At 35.9% G+C, this 24,541-nt stretch carries 21 protein-coding genes and 1 other annotated feature; of the genes, 11 read left to right on the forward strand and 10 right to left on the reverse strand.

All coding sequences use genetic code 11. The features are described from left to right. Positions 1-370: 370 nt before the first annotated feature. The 3 genes from melB to KA845_RS02010 all read right to left on the reverse strand — a co-directional run bounded on the left by melB (position 371) and on the right by KA845_RS02010 (position 4,193). A complete protein-coding gene (melB, locus tag KA845_RS02000; protein ID WP_107373831.1) occupies positions 371-1,741 on the reverse strand; it encodes a melibiose:sodium transporter MelB in 1,371 nt (456 codons plus the stop codon). A 90-nt stretch (positions 1,742-1,831) separates the two neighbouring features. Next, on the reverse strand, positions 1,832-3,130 hold the full coding sequence (gene melA / locus KA845_RS02005; RefSeq protein ID WP_210127753.1) for an alpha-glucosidase/alpha-galactosidase: 1,299 nt from the start codon (positions 3,128-3,130) through the stop codon (positions 1,832-1,834). A 178-nt stretch (positions 3,131-3,308) separates the two neighbouring features. Beyond that, complete coding sequence (locus tag KA845_RS02010) at positions 3,309-4,193, reverse strand: AraC family transcriptional regulator (RefSeq protein ID WP_210127754.1); 885 nt, start codon at positions 4,191-4,193, stop codon at positions 3,309-3,311. Between the two features lie 195 nt (positions 4,194-4,388). On the opposite strand from KA845_RS02010, the gene KA845_RS02015 reads away from it, so the two are divergent. Both KA845_RS02015 and KA845_RS02020 read left to right on the forward strand, forming a co-directional pair. Continuing rightward, positions 4,389-5,546, forward strand: coding sequence for a globin domain-containing protein (locus tag KA845_RS02015; protein WP_210127755.1), 1,158 nt, complete (start codon positions 4,389-4,391; stop codon positions 5,544-5,546). A gap of 342 nt (positions 5,547-5,888) precedes the next feature. Further along, positions 5,889-6,758, forward strand: a complete 870-nt coding sequence (locus tag KA845_RS02020) for an SDR family oxidoreductase (RefSeq protein ID WP_103388626.1) — start codon at positions 5,889-5,891, stop codon at positions 6,756-6,758. Positions 6,759-6,975: 217 nt separating this feature from the next. On the opposite strand, the gene KA845_RS02025 is transcribed toward KA845_RS02020, so the two are convergent. Beyond that, positions 6,976-7,809, reverse strand: coding sequence for a ParB/RepB/Spo0J family partition protein (locus KA845_RS02025; RefSeq protein ID WP_210127770.1), 834 nt, complete (start codon positions 7,807-7,809; stop codon positions 6,976-6,978). 201 nt (positions 7,810-8,010) lie between these two features. Beyond that, positions 8,011-8,328 (forward strand) — a binding site (T-box leader). A gap of 60 nt (positions 8,329-8,388) precedes the next feature. On the opposite strand from KA845_RS02025, the gene KA845_RS02030 reads away from it, so the two are divergent. The 9 genes from KA845_RS02030 to KA845_RS02070 all read left to right on the forward strand — a co-directional run bounded on the left by KA845_RS02030 (position 8,389) and on the right by KA845_RS02070 (position 17,413). Continuing rightward, positions 8,389-9,492, forward strand: coding sequence for a PLP-dependent transferase (locus KA845_RS02030; protein ID WP_002509664.1), 1,104 nt, complete (start codon positions 8,389-8,391; stop codon positions 9,490-9,492). After that, complete coding sequence (gene metC, locus KA845_RS02035; RefSeq protein WP_021459378.1) at positions 9,489-10,664, forward strand: cystathionine beta-lyase MetC; 1,176 nt, start codon at positions 9,489-9,491, stop codon at positions 10,662-10,664. The genes KA845_RS02030 and metC overlap by 4 nt, the downstream gene beginning before the upstream one ends. After that, complete coding sequence (locus KA845_RS02040; protein ID WP_210127756.1) at positions 10,618-12,459, forward strand: bifunctional homocysteine S-methyltransferase/methylenetetrahydrofolate reductase; 1,842 nt, start codon at positions 10,618-10,620, stop codon at positions 12,457-12,459. Before metC ends, KA845_RS02040 begins: the two co-directional genes overlap by 47 nt. Continuing rightward, positions 12,453-14,699, forward strand: coding sequence for a 5-methyltetrahydropteroyltriglutamate--homocysteine S-methyltransferase (metE, locus tag KA845_RS02045; protein WP_210127771.1), 2,247 nt, complete (start codon positions 12,453-12,455; stop codon positions 14,697-14,699). Before KA845_RS02040 ends, metE begins: the two co-directional genes overlap by 7 nt. Before the next feature lie 23 nt (positions 14,700-14,722). Next, on the forward strand, positions 14,723-15,466 hold the full coding sequence (locus KA845_RS02050) for a cyclase family protein (RefSeq protein WP_103388630.1): 744 nt from the start codon (positions 14,723-14,725) through the stop codon (positions 15,464-15,466). 273 nt (positions 15,467-15,739) lie between these two features. Then, positions 15,740-16,018 carry a TM2 domain-containing protein gene (locus KA845_RS02055; RefSeq protein WP_002509669.1) on the forward strand — a complete coding sequence of 93 codons (279 nt, stop codon included), beginning with the start codon at positions 15,740-15,742 and terminating at the stop codon, positions 16,016-16,018. Between the two features lie 191 nt (positions 16,019-16,209). Further along, on the forward strand, positions 16,210-16,746 hold the full coding sequence (locus tag KA845_RS02060; protein ID WP_103388631.1) for a TetR/AcrR family transcriptional regulator: 537 nt from the start codon (positions 16,210-16,212) through the stop codon (positions 16,744-16,746). Further along, entirely contained in the window at positions 16,747-17,058 is a 312-nt protein-coding gene (locus tag KA845_RS02065) for a DMT family transporter (RefSeq protein WP_276330037.1), read from the forward strand. Positions 17,059-17,071: 13 nt separating this feature from the next. Continuing rightward, positions 17,072-17,413, forward strand: coding sequence for a DMT family transporter (locus tag KA845_RS02070; protein WP_021459382.1), 342 nt, complete (start codon positions 17,072-17,074; stop codon positions 17,411-17,413). Between the two features lie 273 nt (positions 17,414-17,686). Here the strand turns inward: KA845_RS02070 and KA845_RS02075 are convergent, their stop codons facing one another. The 6 genes from KA845_RS02075 to KA845_RS13115 all read right to left on the reverse strand — a co-directional run bounded on the left by KA845_RS02075 (position 17,687) and on the right by KA845_RS13115 (position 24,452). After that, the gene (locus tag KA845_RS02075; RefSeq protein ID WP_103388634.1) at positions 17,687-19,147 is read right to left on the reverse strand and encodes a carbon starvation CstA family protein; all 1,461 of its coding nucleotides are present in this window, start codon (positions 19,145-19,147) and stop codon (positions 17,687-17,689) included. 262 nt (positions 19,148-19,409) lie between these two features. After that, positions 19,410-20,594: an NAD(P)-dependent malic enzyme gene (locus KA845_RS02080; RefSeq protein ID WP_210127757.1), complete on the reverse strand. Its 1,185-nt coding sequence runs from the start codon at positions 20,592-20,594 to the stop codon at positions 19,410-19,412. A gap of 31 nt (positions 20,595-20,625) precedes the next feature. Beyond that, positions 20,626-21,969, reverse strand: coding sequence for a 2-hydroxycarboxylate transporter family protein (locus KA845_RS02085; RefSeq protein WP_210127758.1), 1,344 nt, complete (start codon positions 21,967-21,969; stop codon positions 20,626-20,628). A 184-nt stretch (positions 21,970-22,153) separates the two neighbouring features. Next, entirely contained in the window at positions 22,154-22,867 is a 714-nt protein-coding gene (locus tag KA845_RS02090) for a response regulator (RefSeq protein ID WP_002509676.1), read from the reverse strand. Further along, positions 22,864-23,694 (reverse strand): ATP-binding protein, encoded by an 831-nt coding sequence (locus tag KA845_RS13110; protein WP_348634720.1) that lies wholly within the window; start codon positions 23,692-23,694, stop codon positions 22,864-22,866. Before KA845_RS13110 ends, KA845_RS02090 begins: the two co-directional genes overlap by 4 nt. Next, complete coding sequence (locus KA845_RS13115) at positions 23,646-24,452, reverse strand: PAS domain-containing protein (protein ID WP_348634721.1); 807 nt, start codon at positions 24,450-24,452, stop codon at positions 23,646-23,648. The genes KA845_RS13110 and KA845_RS13115 overlap by 49 nt, the downstream gene beginning before the upstream one ends. Positions 24,453-24,541: the final 89 nt, after the last annotated feature.

Here is a 24,541-nt window from a genome sequence, read left to right on the forward strand (position 1 = left end):
AATAGCAAAGTATCACTACCGGTAGTCTGAAGTCAGACAACGCTAAGGCTACCCTACAGTAACCGACAGAAAATAGCTAACATTTTTATAACGCTTATATTTCCACTTACTTCTATCTATATTTTAATGCTTACTTGCTAAGTACTTATTAGTACTTGATAGACCAACAAAATAATACATAGCTCTTTCATAGTAAAGGGAGTGGGACAGAAATCTGTTTTTGAAAAAATGATTTCGTCTTCCCACTCCGGCAAGGTTGACTAGCCTTGAAACAAGCTTGATTTGAAGCGCATTTTCAATGCAGTCAGCTACTGCCAATATGAAAAAAGACTAGGACAATCAATATTGTCCCAGTCTCTTGTTAGTCTTATTATTTAATTTGTCGCTTTTTAACATTTAAGACATTTACAACATCTTGAATGTACGCACCTTTCAAATGATAACTGAATCGGTAAATGAGGTAACTTAAAAAGACGCTGATTATAGGTAATGCAATCATGATGATACGTAAACCATTTTTCGTAAAGTCACTTTGCTGTTGACCAGCTTGATAACCAAATAAGTCTAATCCCCATCCGGTAAATAGTGCCGCTACTGCCATAGCAGTTTTCATCAAGAACGTTTGAGTTGATGTAATAACACTTTCATTCCTTTGACCAAATTTCAATTCACTATAATCAATAACATCTGCAATCGATACAGTAATAATGCCCATAATAAATCCAGTACCTGTTTTAATAAATATTGTCCCTATTATGACTGGTATCACAGCAGAGGGCGATACATAGCTTGCAATTAAAAAAATGATTAAGCCCGTGGATAATGATACTGCTGCTATTGGAAACACATGTTCACGTGACAGCCATTTTGCTAATTTAGGAAACATTAACAACGCAATGATTTCTACAAAACCAACACCATTATACAGTGCAAACAACGCCTTGGATTCTGCTACATAACTAAAATAATATATTGCGACATTACCTAATAATTGAATACTTAAAAAGAAAGTGACTAATATACCGATATACGCTAGTAACTCTTTATTCATGAATAAAATACGCCAAATATCTTTAAAACGTAATGTTATACCTGTATCAATATTTGTGGGCGCTTCATAAACGTTACGTACAGTGATTAGGATTGCAATAATAAACACAATAGCAATGATCACTGTCATAATAAAGAAGCCTACTGATTGCTCTCCCCCTCCAAAATGGTGAGCAAAAAATGCTACAACTGTTAAACCTGCAGTCCCAACAATCAAATTGGCTAAACTAGCAAACACACGAGGAATAATAGATACCTCCTCACGTTCTGTTGGGTCGTTAGTTAAATTGGGTAACCATGACCAATATGGCACATCCATCATCGTATAAGTCATCCCCCACAAAATATAAAACACTGAAACATATACGTACAAACTTGTGCCAGATAACCCAAAATCGCTAAATAAAATGATGGTTATCACCGCATTAATAATAGTACCAATCACTAACCACGGCCTAAATTTGCCCCATTTGGTTTTAGTTTTATCTACAATCATGCCCATAACCGGATCATTAATTGCATCCCAAATACGTGCGACAAAAAACAGCGTTCCTACAAAACTTGCTGCCACTCCTAATACGTCCGTAAAATAAAACATTAAGAAGGTACCCGTTAGACCTACTACTAAATCTTTACCAAAAGCACCAATACCAAAAGAATACTTTGCTTTTCGGGTTACTTGTCTATCCAAAAAACCACCCCTTAAGTTCTACTAGCTTTTAATATTGTTAAAGCTAGGCATAATAGTTCTTTGTGTACCTGTTCAAAGCTCTCGCTGATATTAGTCGAACTTTGGTAGCCAATCGCCATGAGCTGTAATTAAATCATCACATAATGCAATAATGTCATCGATTGATAATTCTGCTGCTGTATGAGGATCTAACATTGCTGCTTGGTATATTTTTTCTTTTTTCTGAGTCAATGCCGCTTCAATAGTCAATAATTGCGTGTTAATATTCGTTCTATTTAATGCTGCGAGTTGTTCTGGTAACGCACCAATATAAGTCGGTGCAATGCCACTACTATCCACTAAACACGGTACTTCTACTACAGCATTTTCTGGTAAATTACTAATTAAACCACCAGTATTTAAAACGTTGCCTCCAATTTTAAACGGTTGATTCGTTTCCATTGCTTCAATGATATACGAGCCATATTCATGTGAACGTTCATGCTCTAAATTTTTATTATTCACCATATCATCACGCATTTGTTCCCATTCTGTTATTTGATTGACACAACGACGTGGGTATTCATCCAATGGTATATTGAAACGCTCTATCAATTCTGGATATTGGCTTTTAATAAAATAAGGATGATATTCGGCATTATGTTCTGAAGACTCAGTAATATAATAGCCAAATTTATCCATGAGTTCGAAACGCACCATATCATCATGTGGCTGTTGTTGTTTTGCTTTCGCTCGTTGTTTAATTTCCGGATATAAATCTTTACCGTTACGGGTGATTTCAAGCAACCAGGCCATGTGATTGATACCAGCAATTTTATACTGAATACCATCCGTTGGCATATCCAACGATGTTAATAAATCATTGGCACAAACTTGAACACTATGGCATAAGCCAACTGTTTTGATCCCTTCTTGCAGCATAATGTTTGTTAACACGGCCATCGGATTTGTGTAATTTAAAAACCAGGCATCTGGACACACTTCTTTCATATCTTGCGCAAATGCTTGCATGACTGGAATCGTTCTTAAATTACGGAAAATACCTCCAATACCTAATGTATCAGCAATGGTTTGACGTAAACCGTACTGTTTAGGAATCTCAAAATCTGTAATAGTAGCTGGATCATATCCACCAACTTGAATAGCATTAATAACATATTTAGCATCTCGTAAAGCTTCTTTGCGGTTATGATAAGCACGTACTGTGACGCTAGCATTTAAACTGCTTTTTAAGTTGTTTAACATCTGTTCAGAATCTTCTAAACGTTGTTCGTCTATGTCATATAACGCAAATTCAAAATCTTGTAATGCCTCAACAGTCATACAATCACCTAATACATTCTTAGCAAACACGGTACTACCTGCACCTAAAAACGTAATTTTCTTCATATTACCGCCCCCTAAATATAAGTTTAATATTGCGATTTCATAAATTGCTTTTACAGTACTTAAACCTTTTATTTCTTGTATTCATTTACTGTAATTACAATATCTTATATTTAGATTAGTGAAAATTCTGATATCTATCAATCGTAAATTTTTTTGAAAAGAGTAAAATATTGCTCTATTAATCAATGAATAATTTATCTACTGGCATCACTTTATTATACTTACGATAACTACCAGGTGTTACACCAATTAATTTTTTAAATACTTTACTAAAATAATTACTAGACCTAAATCCTACTTGATTAGCAATCTCAGACACTGATAATTCACTTGTTATTAATAATTGGACGCTAACACGTATACGTATTTGAGTTAAATACTGTATAGGTGTTACTTTCATCGCGGCATTAAACTGCCTGGTAAAATAATATTTAGAAAGTTGGGTCACCGCTACAACATCATCTAACGATAAATCTTCATAATAATATTTTTCTATGTACCGTATTGCTTTATTAATTGGTGAGTCATCTGCTGTCTCCAATTGTTCACCGTATTCTAAATACTCCAGACATTTCATCACAAACGTATAAGCACGCGCAGAAGATTCGTAACCGTGATGGATACCTATATTTTCTATTTTTTCTAGTGTTTCAATGATAAATTGGATAGGCGCTGCATGGAGTGGCAACTGTAAAATGGGTGCTGCATTTCCTTGTATTTTTTCAAAGAGCGTTGCTGCCATATTGCCATAGATTGTAAAGTACAAAAACTCCCATTGTTCAGATTCATATGGTAAATAATAACAATGATCACTAGGGACTTTGACAAAAAAGGCATCACCTTGTCTTAATGAAAACTGTTGTTGGCCAATGCGAATAGCACCTTTGCCACTAAGCGTATATTGAAAAATATAAACATCTTGCTCAGTTCGTTGTAACCCATCCCAGCGATAATCATGATGCTGTCTAATTTCATAACCTGTCGTTTGTAACCCTGCCACTGTTTCCTGAAAATCACCTTTTAAATGAAAACCATATGTATTAGGTGTTAATGCAATTTTCATACAACCACTCCCTATTTCAGAACTTATACTATCGACTACTAATATCTTAATATTATCATTAACTACTCAGTTAAAATAATGTGATGAAATACGCACAATTTAAAATTTTGAATCCTTTATGACTTTCCTTTTATTTACTTGAACAATTAATACAATAGTTTAATAATTAAGTTAGATAAATAAGGAGGTCATATTATGTTAACTCAAAAAGAAATTAGTACTATTAAAGACACGGTACCCTTACTAAAAGAAGAAGGACAAACAATTACCTCGAAATTTTATAAACGCTTATTTGAAACACATCCAGAATTAAAAAATGTTTTTAACCAAACAAACCAGAAAAAAGGTTTACAATCTTCAGCACTAGCTATGGCCGTTTTAGCAGCTGCCGATAATATCGATGATTTGTCACCTATCGTTCCTGCTATTATGCCAGTAGTATATAAACACTGCGCTTTACAAGTAAAACCTGAACACTATCCTATTGTTGGAGAAAATTTATTATGGGCGATTAAAGAAGTGACTGGACTGACAGATGATAGTGAAGTTATCCAAACGTGGGGCAAAGCATATCAAGCAATTGCAGATGCATTTATCGGTTTAGAACAAGAAGTTTACAGTAACATGGCTTGGGACGGCTTCCAGCCATTCAAAGTCACAGACATTAAAGAACAAACAGACATCATAAAATCATTCACAATTACATCAGAAAATATTGATTTAAGTCAGTTTGTACCTGGTCAATATATTACGGTTGACGTAGCCAGTGACAAATTACCATACAGAGCTAAACGTCATTATTCCATTGTCGATGGTGATACTAACTATTTAACATTTGGTGTAAGACGCGATGTAACTGATGATCATGAAGGTGAAGTTTCAACAATTTTACATGATGAAGTAACTATTGGCGATACTTTAAATTTATCGGCACCAGTTGGTGGTTTCGGTTTAGCCGATAACAATAATAAACAATTATTCTTAGGTTCTGGTGTAGGAGTGACACCTTTAGTATCAATGTACCGCGAAGTAGCAAATAAACAATTAGCAGCTACATTTATTCAAGTTACATCTAATGACAATAATGTAGCATTTGAACAAGAATTGAACGACATTAATAACTCTGTTGCACAAGGTGAATTCAAAACTCATTTTAGAGATGTTGATGGCTTTATCGATTCTAAACAATTACAAGAGTATGTAGATGCAAACACTGAAATTTACATCTGTGGTGGTAATTCGTTCCTAAATTCAATGATTATGCAACTACAAACATTAGATATACCACAAGAAAATGTTCACTTTGAAACGTTCATTCCAAGATTGAGCTTTTCTGCTTCATCACAAGCTTAACTAAAATATCGTTATAATAGTGGCTTTTACGCGAAAACACTTGATTGCTTATGTTATTTTAAGGGAATTCCATATTTTCAGATTTATAATAGGTAAACAACCTTATAAAATTGGTATTACTATTAATTAGTTTACGCATTCAATAAACATCGTCGCACTTCAAACTAACTCTAATATCACGATTTGATGTAAGGCGATGTTTTAAACTCATAACAGACGGGAGATTAGTATTTCACGATACTAATCTCCTTTTTACTTGAATAGCAATATAATAATTGTAACTAAGTTTCATTTGCACTACAGGTGGTATCGGATTAATAATGACACTTTTGGAGGTGCTTTATGAACTTAGTTGATTTTCATAAAGAAATAAAAGGATACGTACAACAGCGTCAACCTGGTATCGAAAAAGATATGCAGCCGAAACCCATTTCTGAATTTGATGACTATCAAGCAGGCAGAAAATTACAAGGTAAAGTCGCACTCATTACTGGAGGCGATTCTGGTATTGGTCGTGCGATAGCAACGCTTTATGCTAAAGAAGGTGCTCATGTCGCCATAGGTTATTATGACGAGCATAGCGATGCTGATGACATTGTTGCTTATATTAAATCTTTTGGAGTGACAGCTAAAGCTTATGCACATGATTTAAAAAGCGTAGCTGACTCTCAAGCATTAATTCAACAAGTAATTACCGATTTCGGCCAACTCAACATTTTAGTAAATAATGGTGGTGTCCAATTCCCACAAGATCACTTTGCTGACATCACACCGGAGCAAATTAAAGAAACATTTGAGACTAATATTTTTGGTATGATGTTTCTATCTCAAGCAGCTGAACCTCACCTCTCATCAGGCGATGCTATAATTAATACAACGAGTGTGACAGCTTATCGTGGTTCCGGTCATTTAATAGATTACGCTGCCACTAAAGGCGCAATCGTAGCATTTACACGTTCACTTGCTACAAGCTTGGTTGAAAAAGGGATACGGGTCAACGCTGTAGCTCCTGGTCCTATTTATACGCCACTCATCCCTGCAACTTTTAGCCAAGACAAAGTCGAACACCAAGGTGATGACACACCGATGGGGAGACGAGGACAGCCAGCAGAGCTAGCACCTGCATATGTTTTCTTAGCTTCTTATGCAGATAGCTCATACATTACAGGACAAGTCATTCATGTGAATGGTGGCGATTATATTACGAGTTAAGGAGTTAACAAATCATGAATGTGTTGCTGACACTCAGAGTAAACTCAATTTCTCTAAAAGGTTAATCTTAATAATTAAAACGTATTATAAAAGCGCGTCGCCTTCTCTTAAGGCACGCGCTTTTTATATTGCTGATATTTGTCCTATTTATTACCATTACACCGTTAACAAGTGTTTGACTACTACTTCATAATGCATGACTGCAAAGATACTATGCTTATTTTCGATATTGGGCATTAAGTTGTTGTATCAATTGCTTAAATTCTTCCTCGGAAGTAAATTCAAATGTGATGTGCCCTTTTTTATTCACGGTAGAAATATTCACCTTTGAGCCATATTGGTCTCTTAATTGCCGTTCTTGTTGTTGAATAAACTTGGGCTTTTTCTTACTCGTTGAAGCTTGTTTTGATGTCTTGCTATTTTTTGCTGAATTGATACAATCCTCTAAATAACGTACGCTCCAAGACTCCTCGTAGGCTTGCTGCGCCATTTTATTCATTGTGCGCTTATCTTTAACAGCTAATAGTGTACGTCCATGTGCTCCCGAAAGTTGTTCATCGCGAATCATTCGCATGATTTCAGTTGGTAAATTAAGTAAACGTAACATATTAGCAATATACGGTCTCGATTTACTTAAGCGTGTCGCAACTTCTTGTTGTGTTAATTGTAGGTCATCCATTAATTTACGATAGCTTTCAGCTTCTTCAATTGCGTTCAAGTCTTCGCGCTGTAAGTTTTCAATAATCGCAAGTTCCATCATATCTTCATCTGTCATTGTTTTGACAATAGCAGGAATCGTTGTCAGACCCACACGTTGTGATGCACGAAATCTGCGTTCACCTACTACAATATGATAGCCTTTTATAGTTTGCTGTAAGACAATTGGTTGTAGAATGCCGTGTTGTCGAATAGAACCCGCTAAATCATCTAATTTAGTATCATCAAATGTTTTTCGGGGTTGGTATGGATTGGCTTTAATTTGATCTAGTGCAATATGTTGCACCTCTTCGTCCTGGGTAGTAATTAAACGGTTGTCTTCTGTCTGTGCGATGATATTCACCTACCTTTCTAACAGCTTTACTGTTATTTTATGAATTTTTATACGTGAGAACAAGTAGAAATATTTATACTAGCGCAGATTAGCCTTTTTATTCTAATATCAAAATAATCTCGTTAATCTAAATTTTCAGAAAAGTTGTTGACAAAATTTCTTTTAATGTGTAAGCTATGATTTATCAGTTAAAACAAATAGCTAAACACAGTAATAAGGAAAGTAGAACTAACCCTGCTGGCACAGAGAGTCTTCAGTTGCTGAAAGAAGACACAGAAAGCAAGTTTGAAAATGGCCTTTGAGTGCTGATGCCAATATGAGGCATCATCGGGATCGCCCGTTATAGCGATACAGTATTAACATCAGTTACATGCCAAACTGGAATTAATTTCCATTGTTTTGAAATCTTCTATAGATTCAAAATGTCGATGCATCAACTGTTAGCGTACTGGATAAGGTTGTTTTAGCAATAAAACAACAAACTAAGGTGGTACCACGAAGCAAGCTTTCGTCCTTTATATCCGAATTTTTCGGGTCTAAAGGACGGAAGCTTTTTTATTTTTTAGGAGGTTATATATTATGAAAAATACTGAATTGGCTCAAATCGCATTAACACAAGATGTTACTGGCTCTATCGCCAACCCTATTTATTTATCAACTGCATATCAGCATCCGCATTTGGGAGAATCGACGGGTTTTGATTATACAAGAACGAAAAACCCTACACGTTCAGCATTTGAAGAAGCGTTTGCTAAATTAGAACGCGGTATAGCTTCCTATGCAACGTCTAGCGGTATGGCAGCAATTCAACTCGTTTGTAATATTTTCAAACCAGGAGATGAGGTGCTCGTATCTTTTGATTTGTACGGAGGTACATTTAGACTATTTGATTTTTATGAACAACAATATGGCGTGAAATTTAGATATGTCGACTTTTTAAATTACGAAGAAGTACAACAAGCACTAACACCACAAACACGTGCACTTTTTATTGAACCAATATCAAATCCTTTAATGTTAGAGGTCGACCTTGAACCTTACTATATTTTAAGCCAAGAGCGTAACTTGTTAACTATTATTGATAATACGTTCTTAACACCTTATCTTTCAACACCATTAGAGGAAGGTGCAGACATTGTTTTACATTCAGGTACTAAATATATCGGAGGTCATAATGACGTCTTAGGAGGCATCGTAACAGTTAAAGACCCACAACTCGCTGAAGACTTTAACGCCTTACACAATATGATTGGAGCGACATTATCACCGATCGATAGTTATTTATTACAACGAGGTCTAAAAACATTACATTTACGCTTAGATCGTTCAGAAGAAAATGCCAAACGACTTGCAGAGCGATGTTCGACGTTATCATCAATCTCTGAAGTATTATACAGCGGCCGCACCGGTATGATGAGTTTACGTTTACACAAAGACTATAGCGTTGCCAAATTTTTAGAAAACATTGATGTTTGTATCTTCGCAGAAAGCTTAGGTGGTACTGAGACATTGATTACCTTCCCATATACACAAACACATGTTGATATGCCCGATGTAGAAAAAGATAAACGTGGCATTGACGAATATTTAATCCGTTTATCTATTGGCGTTGAAAACTATGAAGATATCGAAGCAGATATTATTCAAGCATTAGAAAAATCTAAAGTAGGAGTGATTTCATGACTTTATCAAAAGAAACAGAAGTAATATATGATGCACACCGTGGACAGGACTATGATTCAGCAAACCCACCATTATATGATTCATCAACGTTCCATCAACAAGTACTAGGTGGCGATGCAACATATGATTATGCACGCAGTGGCAACCCTAACCGTAATTTATTAGAAGAAAAACTAGCTAAACTAGAAGGGGCTGACTACGCCTTTGCTTATGCTTCAGGTATTGCGGCTATTTCATCAGTCTTACTCACGCTTAATAGTGGCGATCACGTCATTTTACCTGATGATGTATACGGAGGTACGTTCCGTTTAACAGAACAAATTTTAACACGCTTTAATATACGATTCACTACTGTAGATACAACAGACGTTACGGCAATTGAAGATGCAATTGAGTCACAAACTAAATTGATTTATTTAGAAACACCATCCAACCCACTATTTAAAATCACTGATATTAAAGCAGTTGCTCAATTAGCACAAGCACGTGATTTACTAGTAGCAGTTGACAATACCTTTATGACACCACTAGGACAATCTCCATTGACATTAGGTGCAGATATCGTTGTTCACAGTGCTACTAAATTTTTAGGTGGTCATAGCGATATTATTGCTGGAGTCGCTATTACTAATAATAAAGCTGTCGCAGATGCGTTGTACTTATTACAAAACGGTACAGGTAATGCCTTATCTGCACAAGATAGTTGGACATTGGCTAAACATTTAAAAACTTTACCTGTACGCTTTAATCAATCTGTAAGTAACGCGCAACAATTAGTTACATTCTTATCAGAACGCGATGAAGTCGCAGAAGTTTATTACCCGGGACATAATGAGACACATTTAGCACAAGCTAAACATGGCGGTGCTGTGCTCGGTTTCCGTTTAAAAGATGAAAATAAAGCACAAGCTTTTGTAGACGCATTGTCACTACCACTTGTTTCAGTCAGTCTAGGCGGTGTTGAAACGATCTTGTCACACCCAGCCACAATGTCACACGCAGCAGTGCCTCAAGATGTACGTGAAGCACGCAATATTACCTTTGGTCTGTTTAGACTAAGTGTTGGTTTAGAAGACCCAGATGAACTTATCGCTGACTTTAACTACGCATTTAAGGAGGCTTTTAATGACTCAACTGTTACAAGCACTCAAACACAACATACTCATCGCTGACGGCGCGATGGGAACAATACTTTATTCTGAAGGTTTAGATACTTGTCCTGAAGCATATAATCTCAGCCATCCAGAAAAAGTCGAACATATTCATCGTTCATATATAGATGCTGGCGCTGACATTATTCAGACCAATACGTATGGAGCTAATTTCGAGAAGCTCAAAGCTTACGGATTAGAACATAAAGTGAAGGACATACATCAGGCTGCCGTTAAAATTGCTCAACAGGCTGCCAATGATGATACGTATATCTTAGGTACCGTTGGCGGCTTTCGAGGTGTGCGCCAAGAGGACTTAAGCTTATCTGCCATCCAATACCATACAGGCATTCAAGTCGATACTTTAGTAGAAGCTGGCGTTGATGGTTTACTCTTCGAGACGTATTATGATTTAGAAGAACTAACAAATATCATTCAAGCGACACGTCGTAAATATGATATTCCTATCGTCGCTCAACTAACAGCTTCTAATACCAATTATTTACGTGATGGTTCAGAAATCAATAGCGCATTACAACAACTTAAAGCCAGTGGCGCCGATGTTGTAGGATTAAATTGTCATCATGGACCTCACCATATGCAGCAATCTTTTTCACATATTGAATTACCGGATGACGGTTACTTATCTTGTTATCCAAACGCGAGTCTATTAGATATCGATAACAGTGAATTTAAATATAGTGATAACGCTGAATATTTTGGTAGCGTCGCTCAAAAATTAATAAATGAAGGCGTTCGCCTGATCGGTGGTTGTTGTGGTACAACACCCGAACATATTAAATTTATTAAGTCATCTATTAAAGACTTAAAACCTGTTACACATAAAGATATTATTCCTATAACTAAACACCAAACTAAAACAACAACGACAAGTTCCAAAGTTAATTTAACTACTAAAGTGAAACAACGTCCAACTATTATTGTTGAATTAGATACACCCAAACATCTCGATACAAGCTTATTTTTCAGAAATATCAAAAAATTAGATGACGCCGATATAGATGCGGTAACGTTAGCTGATAATTCCTTAGCTACTGTCCGCATCAGCAACATCGCGGCAGCTAGTCTAATCAAGCAAAATTATAATATTGAACCGTTAGTACACATTACTTGTCGTGACCGTAACCTTATAGGTTTACAATCTCATTTACTCGGTCTGTCACTCATTGGCGTCGACGAAATATTAACCATTACTGGTGATCCTTCAAAAATTGGTAACCTTCCCGGTGCCATGAATGTTTTTGATGTGAAATCCAAAGGATTAACAGAAATCGCACAACGTTTTAATCAAGGAATCAATACTGATGGTGATGCGCTGAAGCAAGCAACGAACTTCAACATCGCAGGAGCATTTGATCCTAACGTACGTAAACTAGACGGGGCTATTCGACGTTTAGAGAAGAAAATCGATAGCGGAATGAATTACTTCATTACCCAACCCGTTTATAGTAAAGAAAAAATCAAAGCAGTATATGAAGCAACAAAGCATTTAAATGTACCTTTCTTTATTGGTATTATGCCAATCACCAGTTATAACAACGCGTTGTTTTTACACAACGAAGTACCTGGCATAAAACTATCTGAAGAAATATTAACTCAATTTGAAGCAGTTAAAAACGATAAAGAAAAGACACGCGAGCTCAGCATTTCAATATGCAAAGAGCTTATCGACACTGTACATGAATATTTCAACGGCTTATATCTGATTACACCCTTCCAACGTGTAGATTTTTCTTTAGAACTAGCAGCATACTCGAAAACCATCACTTCAACAAAACAGGAGGCAATATTATGACAATTAAAACATCAAATTTAGGTTTCCCAAGGTTAGGTAGAAAAAGAGAATGGAAAAAGACAATCGAAAGTTACTGGTCTAACAAAATTTCTGAAGCAGAGTTAAATCAACAATTAACAGACTTACACAAAGAAAATTTACTACTGCAAAAAAATTATAATTTAGATAGTATTCCAGTCGGTGATTTCTCATTATACGATCACATTTTAGATACATCATTACTCTTCAATATAATTCCGGAACGCTTCCAAGGACGTGAAGTTAATAATGATCTGTTATTCGACATTGCCCGAGGTAATAAAGAACACGTAGCGAGTGCTTTAATTAAATGGTTTAACACGAACTACCATTACATTGTTCCTGAGTGGGATAACGCTGAACCAAAATTAAATCACAATGTTTTATTAGAACGTTTTAATTATGCCCAATCATTAAATGTTAATGCGCATCCTGTTATTGTTGGCCCTATTACATTTGTTCAACTATCAAAAGGTGGCAACCAAACATTTGAAGAAAAAGTTCAAACGTTACTACCATTATATAAAGAAGTATTACAATCACTTGTAGATGCTGGCGCTGAATATATTCAAATTGATGAGCCAGTCCTTGTGACAGATGCAAGTGCAGATTTCGAAAATATTACTAAACAAGCTTATGATTATTTCGCTGAAGCAGGAGTTGCTAGCAAATTAGTAATTCAAACATATTTTGAACGTGCGAATATTAAGTTTTTAAATACTTTACCTGTTAAAGGTTTTGGGTTAGATTTCGTCCACGACCGTGGTTACAACTTAGAGCAACTTAAAGCTGGTGATTTAGACCAAGATAAAGCAATTTACGCTGGAATTATTGATGGCCGTAACGTTTGGGCTGCCGATATTGCCGCTAAAAAAGACTTAATTGAAACACTACAAAACTATACATCCGAATTAGTGGTGCAACCATCAGCATCATTACTACACGTTCCAGTTTCATTAGATGATGAAACTTTAGATGACACGATTGCTGAAGGCTTAAGCTTCGCTACTGAGAAATTAGATGAGCTCGATGCATTAAAACGTGTAATCAATGACAATGATTCTGACAAATTTGATGTGTTAAAAGCACGTTATGAACGTTTCCAAAACCAAGCGTTTAAAAATCTAGAATATGACTTTTCACAAGTGCGTGATAGACGTCAATCACCATTTGCAGAACGTAAAAAACAACAAGACGCACAACTCAACTTACCAGATTTACCAACAACTACAATCGGTTCTTTCCCACAATCAACTGAAGTGCGTAAACAACGTGCTGATTGGAAAAACAACCGTATCTCTGACGAAGCATATAAAACATTTTTACAAGATGAAATTGCACGTTGGATCAAAATTCAAGAAGATATCGGTTTAGATGTGCTTGTTCATGGTGAATTTGAGCGTAATGACATGGTTGAATTCTTCGGTGAAAAATTACAAGGGTTCTTAGTAACTAAATTTGGTTGGGTACAGTCTTATGGTTCTCGTGCCGTGAAGCCACCAATTATTTACGGAGATGTAAAATGGACAGAACCATTAACTGTCAAAGAAACAGTATATGCCCAAAATTTAACTGACAAACCAGTGAAAGGTATGCTGACAGGTCCGGTTACGATTTTGAACTGGTCATTTGAACGCGTCGATTTACCACGTGAAGATGTCCAAGACCAAATTGCTTTAGCTATTAACGAAGAAGTTTTAGCATTAGAAGCAGCAGGCATTAAAATTGTTCAAGTCGATGAACCTGCATTACGTGAAGGATTACCATTACGTTCTGAATACCATGCAGATTATTTAGACAAAGCTGTTCATTCATTCAAACTATCTACATCATCTGTGGCAGATGCAACACAAATTCATACACATATGTGTTATTCTCAATTCGGACAAATCATTCATGCCATCTATGATTTAGATGCTGATGTTATTTCTATTGAAACATCTAGAAGTCATGGTGATTTAATTAAAGACTTTGAAGACATCACTTACGATTTAGGTATTGGTTTAGGCGTATACGATATTCACAGCCCACGTATTCCAACAGAAGATGAAATCACAACTGCAATCCACCGTGCATTGCAAGAAATCGATCGTTCATTATTCTGGGTTAACCCTGACTGTGGATTGAAAACACGTAAAGAAGATGAAGTACGTGAAGCCTTAACTGTATTAGTCAATTCAGTAGAAAAATTACGTGAATCTAAAGATCCAGCAACAGTTTAATTAAGTAAAGGAGCATTGATACAATGACACAATATCCATTATGGGACCAACTAGAACAGTTAAAACAAACAGAGTGGGTAGATTTAACACACACCTTTGATGAGCATAGCCCACGCTTTAGTGAGTTTGAAAAAGCCGAAGTTTCTACATTATATAACATCGAAGATCATGGCTTTTTTGTACAACGTTGGAATCTCGTGACGCAGTATGGTACTCATATCGATGCTCCCATCCATTTTGTGCCACACCAACGTTACTTGGAAGAATTAGAACTTAAAGAATTAGTATTGCCATTAATTGTTTTAGACTTTTCCGAAGCAGTTGCACAAGATGCAGATTTTATCGTTACCAAAGACCATATATTACAATGGGAACAAGTACATGGCACAATTGAACCGCATACTTTTGTCGCCTTACGTACAGATTGGTCTAAACGTTGGCCCAATATCGAACAGTTTGAAAATAAAGATAGTGACGGACAATTACATTTACCAGGTTGGGGCCTTGATGCATTACAGTTTCTCTTTGAAACACGTAACATTAAAGCCATCGGTCACGAAACCTTTGATACAGACGCTTCTGTAGATGTCGCTAAATATGGAGATATTAGAGGAGAGCGTTATGTCCTTGGTCAAGACACGTATCAAATCGAGCTGTTAACTAACTTAGATCAACTCCCAACTAGGGGTGCAATCATTTATACGATTAGCCCCAAACCAAAAAATGCACCTGGGTTTCCCGTGCGTGCATTCGCGATCAAACCTTGAGCCAAACAAGTAAAGTAAACTAGCCATTTACATTTGAACTTGTGTAGTAAAAATTGAGCCCTTTACTACAACATTCTACCCTTTCTATTTCATTATATATGACCTTGAGCAATTGCTATAGCAACATTTTGCTCTATAGTCATCATTACAGGGACGAGCATAGGAATTCACACTACAACTAGTGATTTCTAGCTCGCCCCTATTTTAATGTTTTATAGTGTTAAAACAGTCAATATAATAAATACTATGAGTTATCAAGGAGGATTTCACTTAATGTCAGAAGTAGATACACAGTCGAATACTTTAGTCGAACGTAATAAACTCATCATCGCATACATACTTTGGTTCTTTTTTGGTCAATTAGGGGCACATCGGTTTTATGGACGAAAATTTAATACCGCCATTTGGCAAGTAGGACTAGGCCTTACTGGTTGGGTTACATCACCTATCTTCATTGGGTATGGTTTGCTATTTATCTTATGGATATGGCTGATCATCGATCTCTTCCTTATCCCTAAAATGTGCCGCGAACTATCATCATCAACAACATAAAACGCACTTAAAAAGCCAAGTAAGCACTCATATAAGAAGTGTTTACTTGGCTTTTTGTATATAAAATTTCTTCACACATTCAAAACTTAAACTCAATCGTCCTTTAACATGTAAAATTGCGTACTTAATTATTCTATGTTAAATTTACTGTACTGAACGGTCAGTATAGTAAACATTAATGAGGTATCGTGATGAATAAAAAACAAGAATTATTACAGCATGCAGCTACAATTATTCAAGAAGAAGGTATGCAAAAATTAACAATGGATTACTTAGCTAAAAAAGCTAATATCACTAAAGGTGGTGTCTTATATCACTTCAATAATAAAGACACATTAATTCAAAAAATGAATGAAATGGCTATTGCAGATTTTGAACAAAGTATAGAACATCATATCTCCAAGTTGTCTGGGAATTATGTATTTACCCGTGCTTATGTATTAACTACGCTAGATTATTTGCGTCAATCCTCGAACGCTCAATTAACTGCTGTGCTTATATCTTCGCAGGAAGACAAAAACAGCTTACGGTTATGGCAAAAAGTAGTACAACAATGGTCAGCACGCTTTGCTCAAGATCAAGGAGATCCTGATGAAATCTTAAAATTACGTTTAATGAGTGATGGTTTATGGTTTACTATCATGTATGAAGAAGCTGATACCGCACAAATGGCTCATATAGAACGTATTATATTCGATATGTTAAATTCACTCGCTCAGGAGGAATAAGTGATGGGAATTATTTATTTAGCAGGTGCCATTATTTCTGAAATTTTCGGTTCCACGATGTTAAAATTTAGCGCAATATCACGCAAGAAACTATCTGTTCTTGGTGTCATTGTCGGCTATCTTTTAGCATTTTATTTTTTGTCTTTAACAGTAATGTCGATTCCACTCAGTTTTACTTATGCAGCTTGGAGTGGTATTGGTACTGCTTTAACAGCGGCAGTAGGTTTTATTATTTTTAAAGAACGTATTCAACGTCAAACGATAATAGGTTTGATGTTACTTATTATCGGACTCATACTGTTGAGGCTTTAAGGAGGTATTGTACATGCAAGGTTATCTTTATTTATTATTATCTATTGGTTTTGAAATTTTTGGTACTTCAATGTTGAAGTTATCCTCAGGATTCACCAATGTCATTCCAAGCATAATATTAATTATTAGCTTCGGTATCGCATTTATCTTTTTATTATTTTCTTTAAAAACATTACCTTTAAGCAAAGCATATAGTATTTGGGCAGCGTTAGGTACAGCTGGTACTACATTGATTGGTGCACTTTTTTTCAATGAAATTTTATCGGTCGTCAATGTTATCGGTATCGTCGTTGTTATTACTGGGGTTGTTATTATGAATTTGGACTTCACCAACAAAAGTATTAACCACAAATAACTTTGGGAAATTATTGATTCTACTAGTCTTATTTCAATTGTAGTCATACTTGCCGAAGTGCGACGACACAAGCTTTTTAGGAAATTATATTTTTGACCGACGCCATCTGTCAGTAATCTATATAAGTGATTAAAAACTGTTATTGTTTAGCGTGAAACATTACAGCTTAACTTAAAAATGGATGTCTACTACTTATCTTTTAGACTTCCTGTAGACATACTTAAAGAGCCTAACCCTACTTAGAGTTAGGCTCTTTAGCTATTTATTCAACGATTAAGACGACACAGTATTTTGACCATATGGTATTTGATGATCTAATTCAAATGACGTTTGCGCTACCGTTTGTTTATATTGGTAGACGAAGTAAATAATCCATAATAACGTTAAACCAAAGCCAAGATAATAACTTAATGTTAAGTCTAACCCTAACCCGATTTTTTGACTTAAAATATAGACGAAAATATTCCATGTCATAAATGTAGCTGGGATAGCTGCCACCCAAAAGTTTTTCTTAGCTAATAGTAAATACATTGCACCTACCCATAATGCTACAACGGCAGTCGTTTGGTTCGCCCATGAGAAATAGCGCCATAATATAGTAAAATCTACTTGCGTTAAACCAAAGCTGATAACAAACAATGGAGTCGCCACCCATATACGTTTCATAATTTTACTTTGCCCTATATTTAAATAATCAGCAATAATCATACGCGCACTTCTAAATGACGTATCACCACTCGTAATTGGTAAGATAATAACGCCCAGAACAGCAATCGTACCAAATACTGAACCTAATAATAAATGCGACGCTTCACTTACAACTAATGCCGCTTCACCACGTGCTAAGACATCTTGTAAACCACTGTAACCATTAAATAAACTCATACCAGCAGCAGCCCAAATCATAGCGATGATACCTTCTGCAATCATCATGCCATAAAAGATAAAACGACCATTTTTCTCTTTATTTGTTGTTCTAGAAATAATCGGTGTTTGTGTCGCATGGAAACCAGATAAGGCCCCACATGTAATTGTAAAGAATAATAACGGGAAGATTGGTGCGCCATCTGGATGCATATTTTGAATGTTTATTTCTGGAATCGGTGCCCCCGTTTGAACCAATCTAAAGCCAATACCTACCGCACTAATTAATAATAAGGCTCCAAAAATTGGATAAACACGACCTATAATCTTATCAATTGGTAAGATTGTCGATAATACATAATAAACAAATATCACAAAGATAATAATGCCTAAAGCAATACGACCATCCATTAAGTTATGTAATAATAATGCCGGACTCGTCACAAAGACTGTACCCGTCAGTAATAACAATAATATTGAGAAGATATTAACAAAGTGCTTCATGACCTTACCTAAAAACTTCCCTGCTAATTCAGGTAAATGTGCCCCTTTGTTACGAATAGAAATCATACCTGTTAAATAATCGTGAACTGCACCGGCAAAAATACATCCCACTACAATCCAAATAAATGCTACTGGACCATACAATGCTCCCATAATTGGACCGAAAATAGGTCCAACCCCTGCAATATTCAGCAATTGTATTAATGAATTAGACGACGTTTTCATCGGTAAATAGTCAACATTATCACGTTGATCATAGGCTGGTGTAGGTCGCTCTTTATTAGGACCAAACATCTTATCAATGTATTTACCATATGTGAAATAACCTACCACTAGCAAAATGATCGATACAATAAAAGTAATCATAGTAAATAATCCCCCTCATTTCTATCGAAAGCGTTTTCTTTAATTTAATCATAACTTATTGAAATGCACAATGTTAGGAATTAATTTATTGATATACTCCCGTATGAAACTATTTATGCTGCGTGCTTATATTAGCTGATTTTGTAGCGGAAATCGTGCACAAAAAAACTGCCAACAAAGTCAGAGACTTTGTCGACAGTCTGAAAGTACTTTAATCTAAGGTACTTTTTTGTGCCGTTATAAGTTTGTATTATTACTAGATTTAGTTCATTGTCACAGCTTGTTCCTCTGTCACAGCAATAGCTACTACATCTGCCACTGCATCTACGACATTGGGGTTCAAAGCACTTGGAATAACGTAATCGGCAGTTAATTCTGATGGGTCAACAACTTCAGCTATGGCGTGAGCCGCTGCTACTTTCGCTGCCATCGTAATATCTTTTTTCTGTGCTTGTAAAATACCTTTAAAAATACCTGGGAAAGCTAGTAGATTATTAATTTGATTGGGATAATCTGAACGCCCTGTTCCTATAACTGTTGCACCTGCTGCCCGTGCGTCTTCAGGATATATTTCAGGCACAGGGTTGGCTAAAGCAAAAATGATTGGATTATCATTCATTGTAGCGATGTGTGCTGATGATAAAGCGTTAGGTCCCGATACACCGATAAAGACATCCGCATGGACAATGACATCATTTAAATCACCTTGTATATGCGCACTGTTTGTCTGTGTAGCAATGTTTTGTTGGGCTGGGTTCATCCAGTCTGCACCTTCACACACTACACCTTCTAAGCTCACTAATGAAATATTGTTGTAGCCTGCAGCTAATAATAATCGAGCTATAGCAATACCTGCGGATCCTGCCCCATTAATAACAATTTTTAAGTCATCATGTTGTTTCTTTACTACTTTACTAGCATTGAGTAATGCGGCTAACACAACGATTGCTGTACCGTGTTGATCATCATGGAAGACTGGAATATCTAGTTCTTCTTTTAAGCGTGCTTCAATTTCAAAGCATCGTGGGGCTGCAATATCTTCTAAGTTAATGCCTGCAAAATTAGGTTGTAACGCTTTTACCATAGCAATAATTTCTTCGGTATTTGTAGTGTCAAGGCAAATTGGAAAAGCATCTAAGCCTGCAAAAGATTTAAATAAAATACTTTTTCCTTCCATTACTGGCAATGCGGCTTTCGGACCAATATTTCCTAAACCTAAAACAGCTGTACCATCTGTTACAACACCAATCATTTTGCCTCTCGATGTTAACTTGTTTACTTTCGTTTCATCTGCAGCAATTGCTTTACAGACTTCCGACACACCTGGGGTATAAACAACGCTTAAATCTTCTTCGCTATTGACTTCAATTTTACTCGCGACTTCTATTTTACCTGCGTATTGTTCATGTAGTGCAAGTGCTTCTGCTTTATATGTGTGTGTAGTCATTTTAATACTCCTTATTGTTCTATTTTCTTAATTAATTTAAAAGTTTTAATAATAATGATGCGCCAATAACTGTGGAAACCCCGCCAATACGTGTTGCTACTTGCGCAAATGGCATTAAGGACATACGTCTTGATGCTGATAAAATAGCTACATCACCAGTACCGCCTAAACCACTGTGACAACCTGTAACAATCGCTGCGTCTACAGGATACATATTCATTAATTTTCCGACAAAATAACCTGAACTTACCATCGTAATAACGACTGAAGCACAAATAATAGCATAGGCTGGTGTTACAATTTTCACGACATCTTCCAGTGGAATATATAACATACCTAAACCAACCATAAGCGGCCACGTCAAACTTGTAGAAACAAATTTATATAAATGATGCGCACCGTCTTCCATTTTCTGTGGCATCAATTGTAAACATTTAATAAATGTTGCAAGTAATATCATAATAACCGGACCTGGTATACCTATAAATTTTTCTGCTAACCCACCGAAAATAAAGAAACTACATGCGATAAGTAAACCTGCACCCATTAAGCCAAAGTCGATTGGTTTCTTTTCATTTTGCGTTTCTGCCGTTAAATCATTTTTACCGTCAGATTTAACTAAAGTCCCGTTGCCTGACAATGCTTTGTTTTTTTCGCCTAATCTCATCATTAAACCTGCCGATACCACAGCAACAATATTGCCGATAACTGCTGCAGGAATCATTTGCCCTACAAATGACTCTGCAGATTCACCTAAGATAGATGAATACGCTAATGATAAAGGTAAGATACCTTCACCAATGCCACCACCAATAATAGGTACAATGATGTAAAATAATGTGTGCATCACATCATAACCGAATAAAAAACAGACGCCGATACCAACAAGAATTGCTGATGCTGTACCTACAATCAATGGTACAAACATACGCGTGAAACCTTGAATTAACATTTTGCCATTCATGCCTAAAATACTACCAACAACTAAACACGAAATGTATAAGTATAAAAAGTTCGATGTTTTCATTAATGTCGTTACAGCTTTCATAGTCGCTGGATTAATTAAATTTAAAAATACTAAGACAGATGGAATCAATAAAGCTAAAATGGCTGGTCCACCAATATCTTTTAAAATAGGAATTTTCATCCCTAAGTCGCCTAGTAAAATTCCAATAATCATAATCACTGCAAAACCACCAATCATATCTGGTGGTAATGTATTATAAACAAATGCTGCATAAATAATAATTGCTAACGTTATATATAATGGTAAGGGCACTACACCCACTTTAAGCTGTGTTATTTTCGTCCATAAGCTTGCATCTCTGTCTCCCAACCCAGTAGAAACCGCTTTCATTTCACTTTTTGAAATCATAATAATCCCCCTTATTTAACATATATTTATCCTAATGCGAAATAAGGGGGAAGCCTAGTTTATGAAAGTTTAATAATCTTTTTGTAATTAAAAAAAGCGCTGTCATTTGCTCTACTTATTATTTCTGAACACAATTATTGCGCTCTACAGAACACTGTTTACCATTGTTACTTGGCATTCAAAACTATTGTAAATATTGTTGTACGATATACATATTCTCTTTATTAAATGTATATAAATAGACCGGTCTACCGATACCGTATGTCATTGATTCTTCTAATACTTCTATATCAGCTAGAAATTTTAAATATTTACGTACAGATACACGTGAAATATTTGCCATTTCCGCAATTTCATCAGTAGAGAAAGCACGTTCTCCAGAATCATTTACTTTATTAATAATCGCTTGTAATGTTTTTTGCGTTAACCCTTTAGGTAAGTTGGCTTGCGTATTATCTGGTGTTTGGGTTTGTGACAATAACTGACGATCTAATGACGTCTGTGATATAGACTGTTGACCATGTAACAAATCATAATGTTGCTTATATTTATTTAATGCTGTTTTAAAGCGCTCAAATTCAAATGGTTTTATTAAGTAATCGACTGCACCATAGCGTAAAGCTGTTTGTACTTGAGTCACATCGGTAGCTGCCGTTATTAATATCGCATCCGTTGGTAGTTGTTGCGCACGAATATCACTTAACAACGCTAAGCCATCCTCTTCTGGCATATAAACATCTAAAAGAACTAAATCAATTACTTCTGTAGTTAACCGTTCACGTGCCTCTGCCACACTATTCGCCATAGCTACTAGCGTATAGCCTTCAATTTTAGCTAAAAATTGTTTGTTTAATTGTGCGACCATGGGATCGTCTTCTACAATTAATACTCGAATCATTGTTCACGCCTTCTTTCCGGATAAGGAATCGTCACTGAAAACATGGTTCCACCTTGTTTAGGTGTGGTTATCGTAATATTCCCTTGTACTTTATCGATACTTTGCTTCACGAGATACAGCCCGTATCCTCTATGGTTACCTTTTGTGGAATAACCTTTTTCAAAGATTTTATGTTTCACCTCATCACATAAACCTTTACCAGAATCAATCACATCAATATAAAGATGTTCTAAGTCATATTTCAACTGAACATCAATTGATTTGGTGCTAGCAGTTGTGAGCGAATCCATACTATTATCTATTAAATTACCAACAATGGTAATGATTTCATGCGTTAAATAGGAATGCTGGGGCTCAGGAATTACCGTTTTATTTATAATCGTTAAAGTAATGTTCTGTTCCCGTGCTAAACTTAATTTTCCAATAAGAAAACCAGCTAATGCCGCATCTTTAATATGTGTCGCAATATTATCATCTTCTTCTGACCCATGTTCTACAATATCATTAATATACAACTGTAAGTCGTCATAATTTTCCATTTGCAACATACCTTGAATAACATGTAGTCGGTTACGAAATTCATGCGATTGCGCACGTAGTGTTTCCGCATATGTTTGCACGCCCACTAATTGTTGAGATAACTGGTCCATCTCTGTCTTATCTCTAAATGTAGATATTGCACCCACAATTTCATTATTGACATAGAGGGGAACCCGATTGACTAAAATTTTCAATCCATTAATATTTTGTTCTTCATCGTGTTCTGGTTTACCTGTTTCTAGTACTGTAGGCAACTGTGTCGAATCCATATAATCTGTAATAGGCATTCCGAAGGCAACCCTGCTTTATTAAAGATATCTTGCGCTGACTTATTAACTAAGTTGATACGACCATCACGGTTCACAGCCACAATGCCTTCATGTACAGATTGCAACATAGTATTACGCTCCCCTAACAATTGAGCAATGCCCGATGGCTCCAAGCCGTGAAGTATCTTTTTAATATAACGTGATAATAAAATTGCACCGACAATACCTACTAAAATGCCAAAAATAGCACCTAAAATTATATCACGGTTAGCATTGGCAAAGGCTTCATTCACACTTTCCATTGGTATCCCTACTGCTACAGCACCAATTTGTTGATCACCATCATAAATCGGTGTAAATGAGCGCAATGATTTGCCAAGTGTTCCTTTCGATTCTGACATACTAGCACGACCATGTAATACAGGATATTCATCCCCACCTTGAAATTTCTTGCCAATACGCTCAGGCTTAGGATGTGATTTACGTATACCATTCATATCCATAACTACTATAAAACTCACGTCTGTCACTGATTGAATTTCAGACGTATACTCTTGAATTTTCTGTTCATCTTGTTGATGTTGCAAACCAGATTTTACAATTTCAGAATGCGCAATCGTCCGTGAAACAACTTGAGATTTTTCCTCTGCAGTATGTCGCACAGCCTCTCGGACGGTATTACTAATTAAAATACTCGTCACCACTAGCGCCGATAATACAACAATACCTACTAAAATAATAATTGTTGTACTCAGTTTCATTCGTTTTTTCTGCAAGACTCCCCACCCTCTTAACTTACATCTATTTAATCGCTAGATCATAATTTACTTTTAAAAATAATCATATCGGAAAAACATAATTTTAC

The organism is Staphylococcus sp. GDX8P114P-2 (assembly GCF_017892945.1).
GTDB classification, from domain to species: Bacteria; Bacillota; Bacilli; order Staphylococcales; family Staphylococcaceae; genus Staphylococcus; species Staphylococcus arlettae.

Excerpts from the sequence above, each read along its gene's own strand:
- KA845_RS02020 (WP_103388626.1), top strand. The coding sequence starts at position 5,889 with ATGAACTTAGTTGATTTTCATAAAGAAATAAAAGGATACGTACAACAG.
- KA845_RS02055 (WP_002509669.1), top strand. The coding sequence starts at position 15,740 with ATGTCAGAAGTAGATACACAGTCGAATACTTTAGTCGAACGTAATAAA.
- KA845_RS02090 (WP_002509676.1), bottom strand. The coding sequence starts at position 22,867 with ATGATTCGAGTATTAATTGTAGAAGACGATCCCATGGTCGCACAATTA.
- KA845_RS13110 (WP_348634720.1), bottom strand. The coding sequence starts at position 23,694 with ATGCCTATTACAGATTATATGGATTCGACACAGTTGCCTACAGTACTA.
- KA845_RS02050 (WP_103388630.1), top strand. The coding sequence starts at position 14,723 with ATGACACAATATCCATTATGGGACCAACTAGAACAGTTAAAACAAACA.
- KA845_RS02080 (WP_210127757.1), bottom strand. The coding sequence starts at position 20,594 with ATGACTACACACACATATAAAGCAGAAGCACTTGCACTACATGAACAA.
- KA845_RS02075 (WP_103388634.1), bottom strand. The coding sequence starts at position 19,147 with ATGATTACTTTTATTGTATCGATCATTTTGCTAGTGGTAGGTTATTTC.
- KA845_RS02060 (WP_103388631.1), top strand. The coding sequence starts at position 16,210 with ATGAATAAAAAACAAGAATTATTACAGCATGCAGCTACAATTATTCAA.
- melA (WP_210127753.1), bottom strand. The coding sequence starts at position 3,130 with ATGAAGAAAATTACGTTTTTAGGTGCAGGTAGTACCGTGTTTGCTAAG.
- KA845_RS02010 (WP_210127754.1), bottom strand. The coding sequence starts at position 4,193 with ATGAAAATTGCATTAACACCTAATACATATGGTTTTCATTTAAAAGGT.
- KA845_RS02070 (WP_021459382.1), top strand. The coding sequence starts at position 17,072 with ATGCAAGGTTATCTTTATTTATTATTATCTATTGGTTTTGAAATTTTT.
- KA845_RS02015 (WP_210127755.1), top strand. The coding sequence starts at position 4,389 with ATGTTAACTCAAAAAGAAATTAGTACTATTAAAGACACGGTACCCTTA.
- KA845_RS02030 (WP_002509664.1), top strand. The coding sequence starts at position 8,389 with ATGAAAAATACTGAATTGGCTCAAATCGCATTAACACAAGATGTTACT.
- metC (WP_021459378.1), top strand. The coding sequence starts at position 9,489 with ATGACTTTATCAAAAGAAACAGAAGTAATATATGATGCACACCGTGGA.
- KA845_RS02040 (WP_210127756.1), top strand. The coding sequence starts at position 10,618 with ATGACTCAACTGTTACAAGCACTCAAACACAACATACTCATCGCTGAC.
- KA845_RS02085 (WP_210127758.1), bottom strand. The coding sequence starts at position 21,969 with ATGATTTCAAAAAGTGAAATGAAAGCGGTTTCTACTGGGTTGGGAGAC.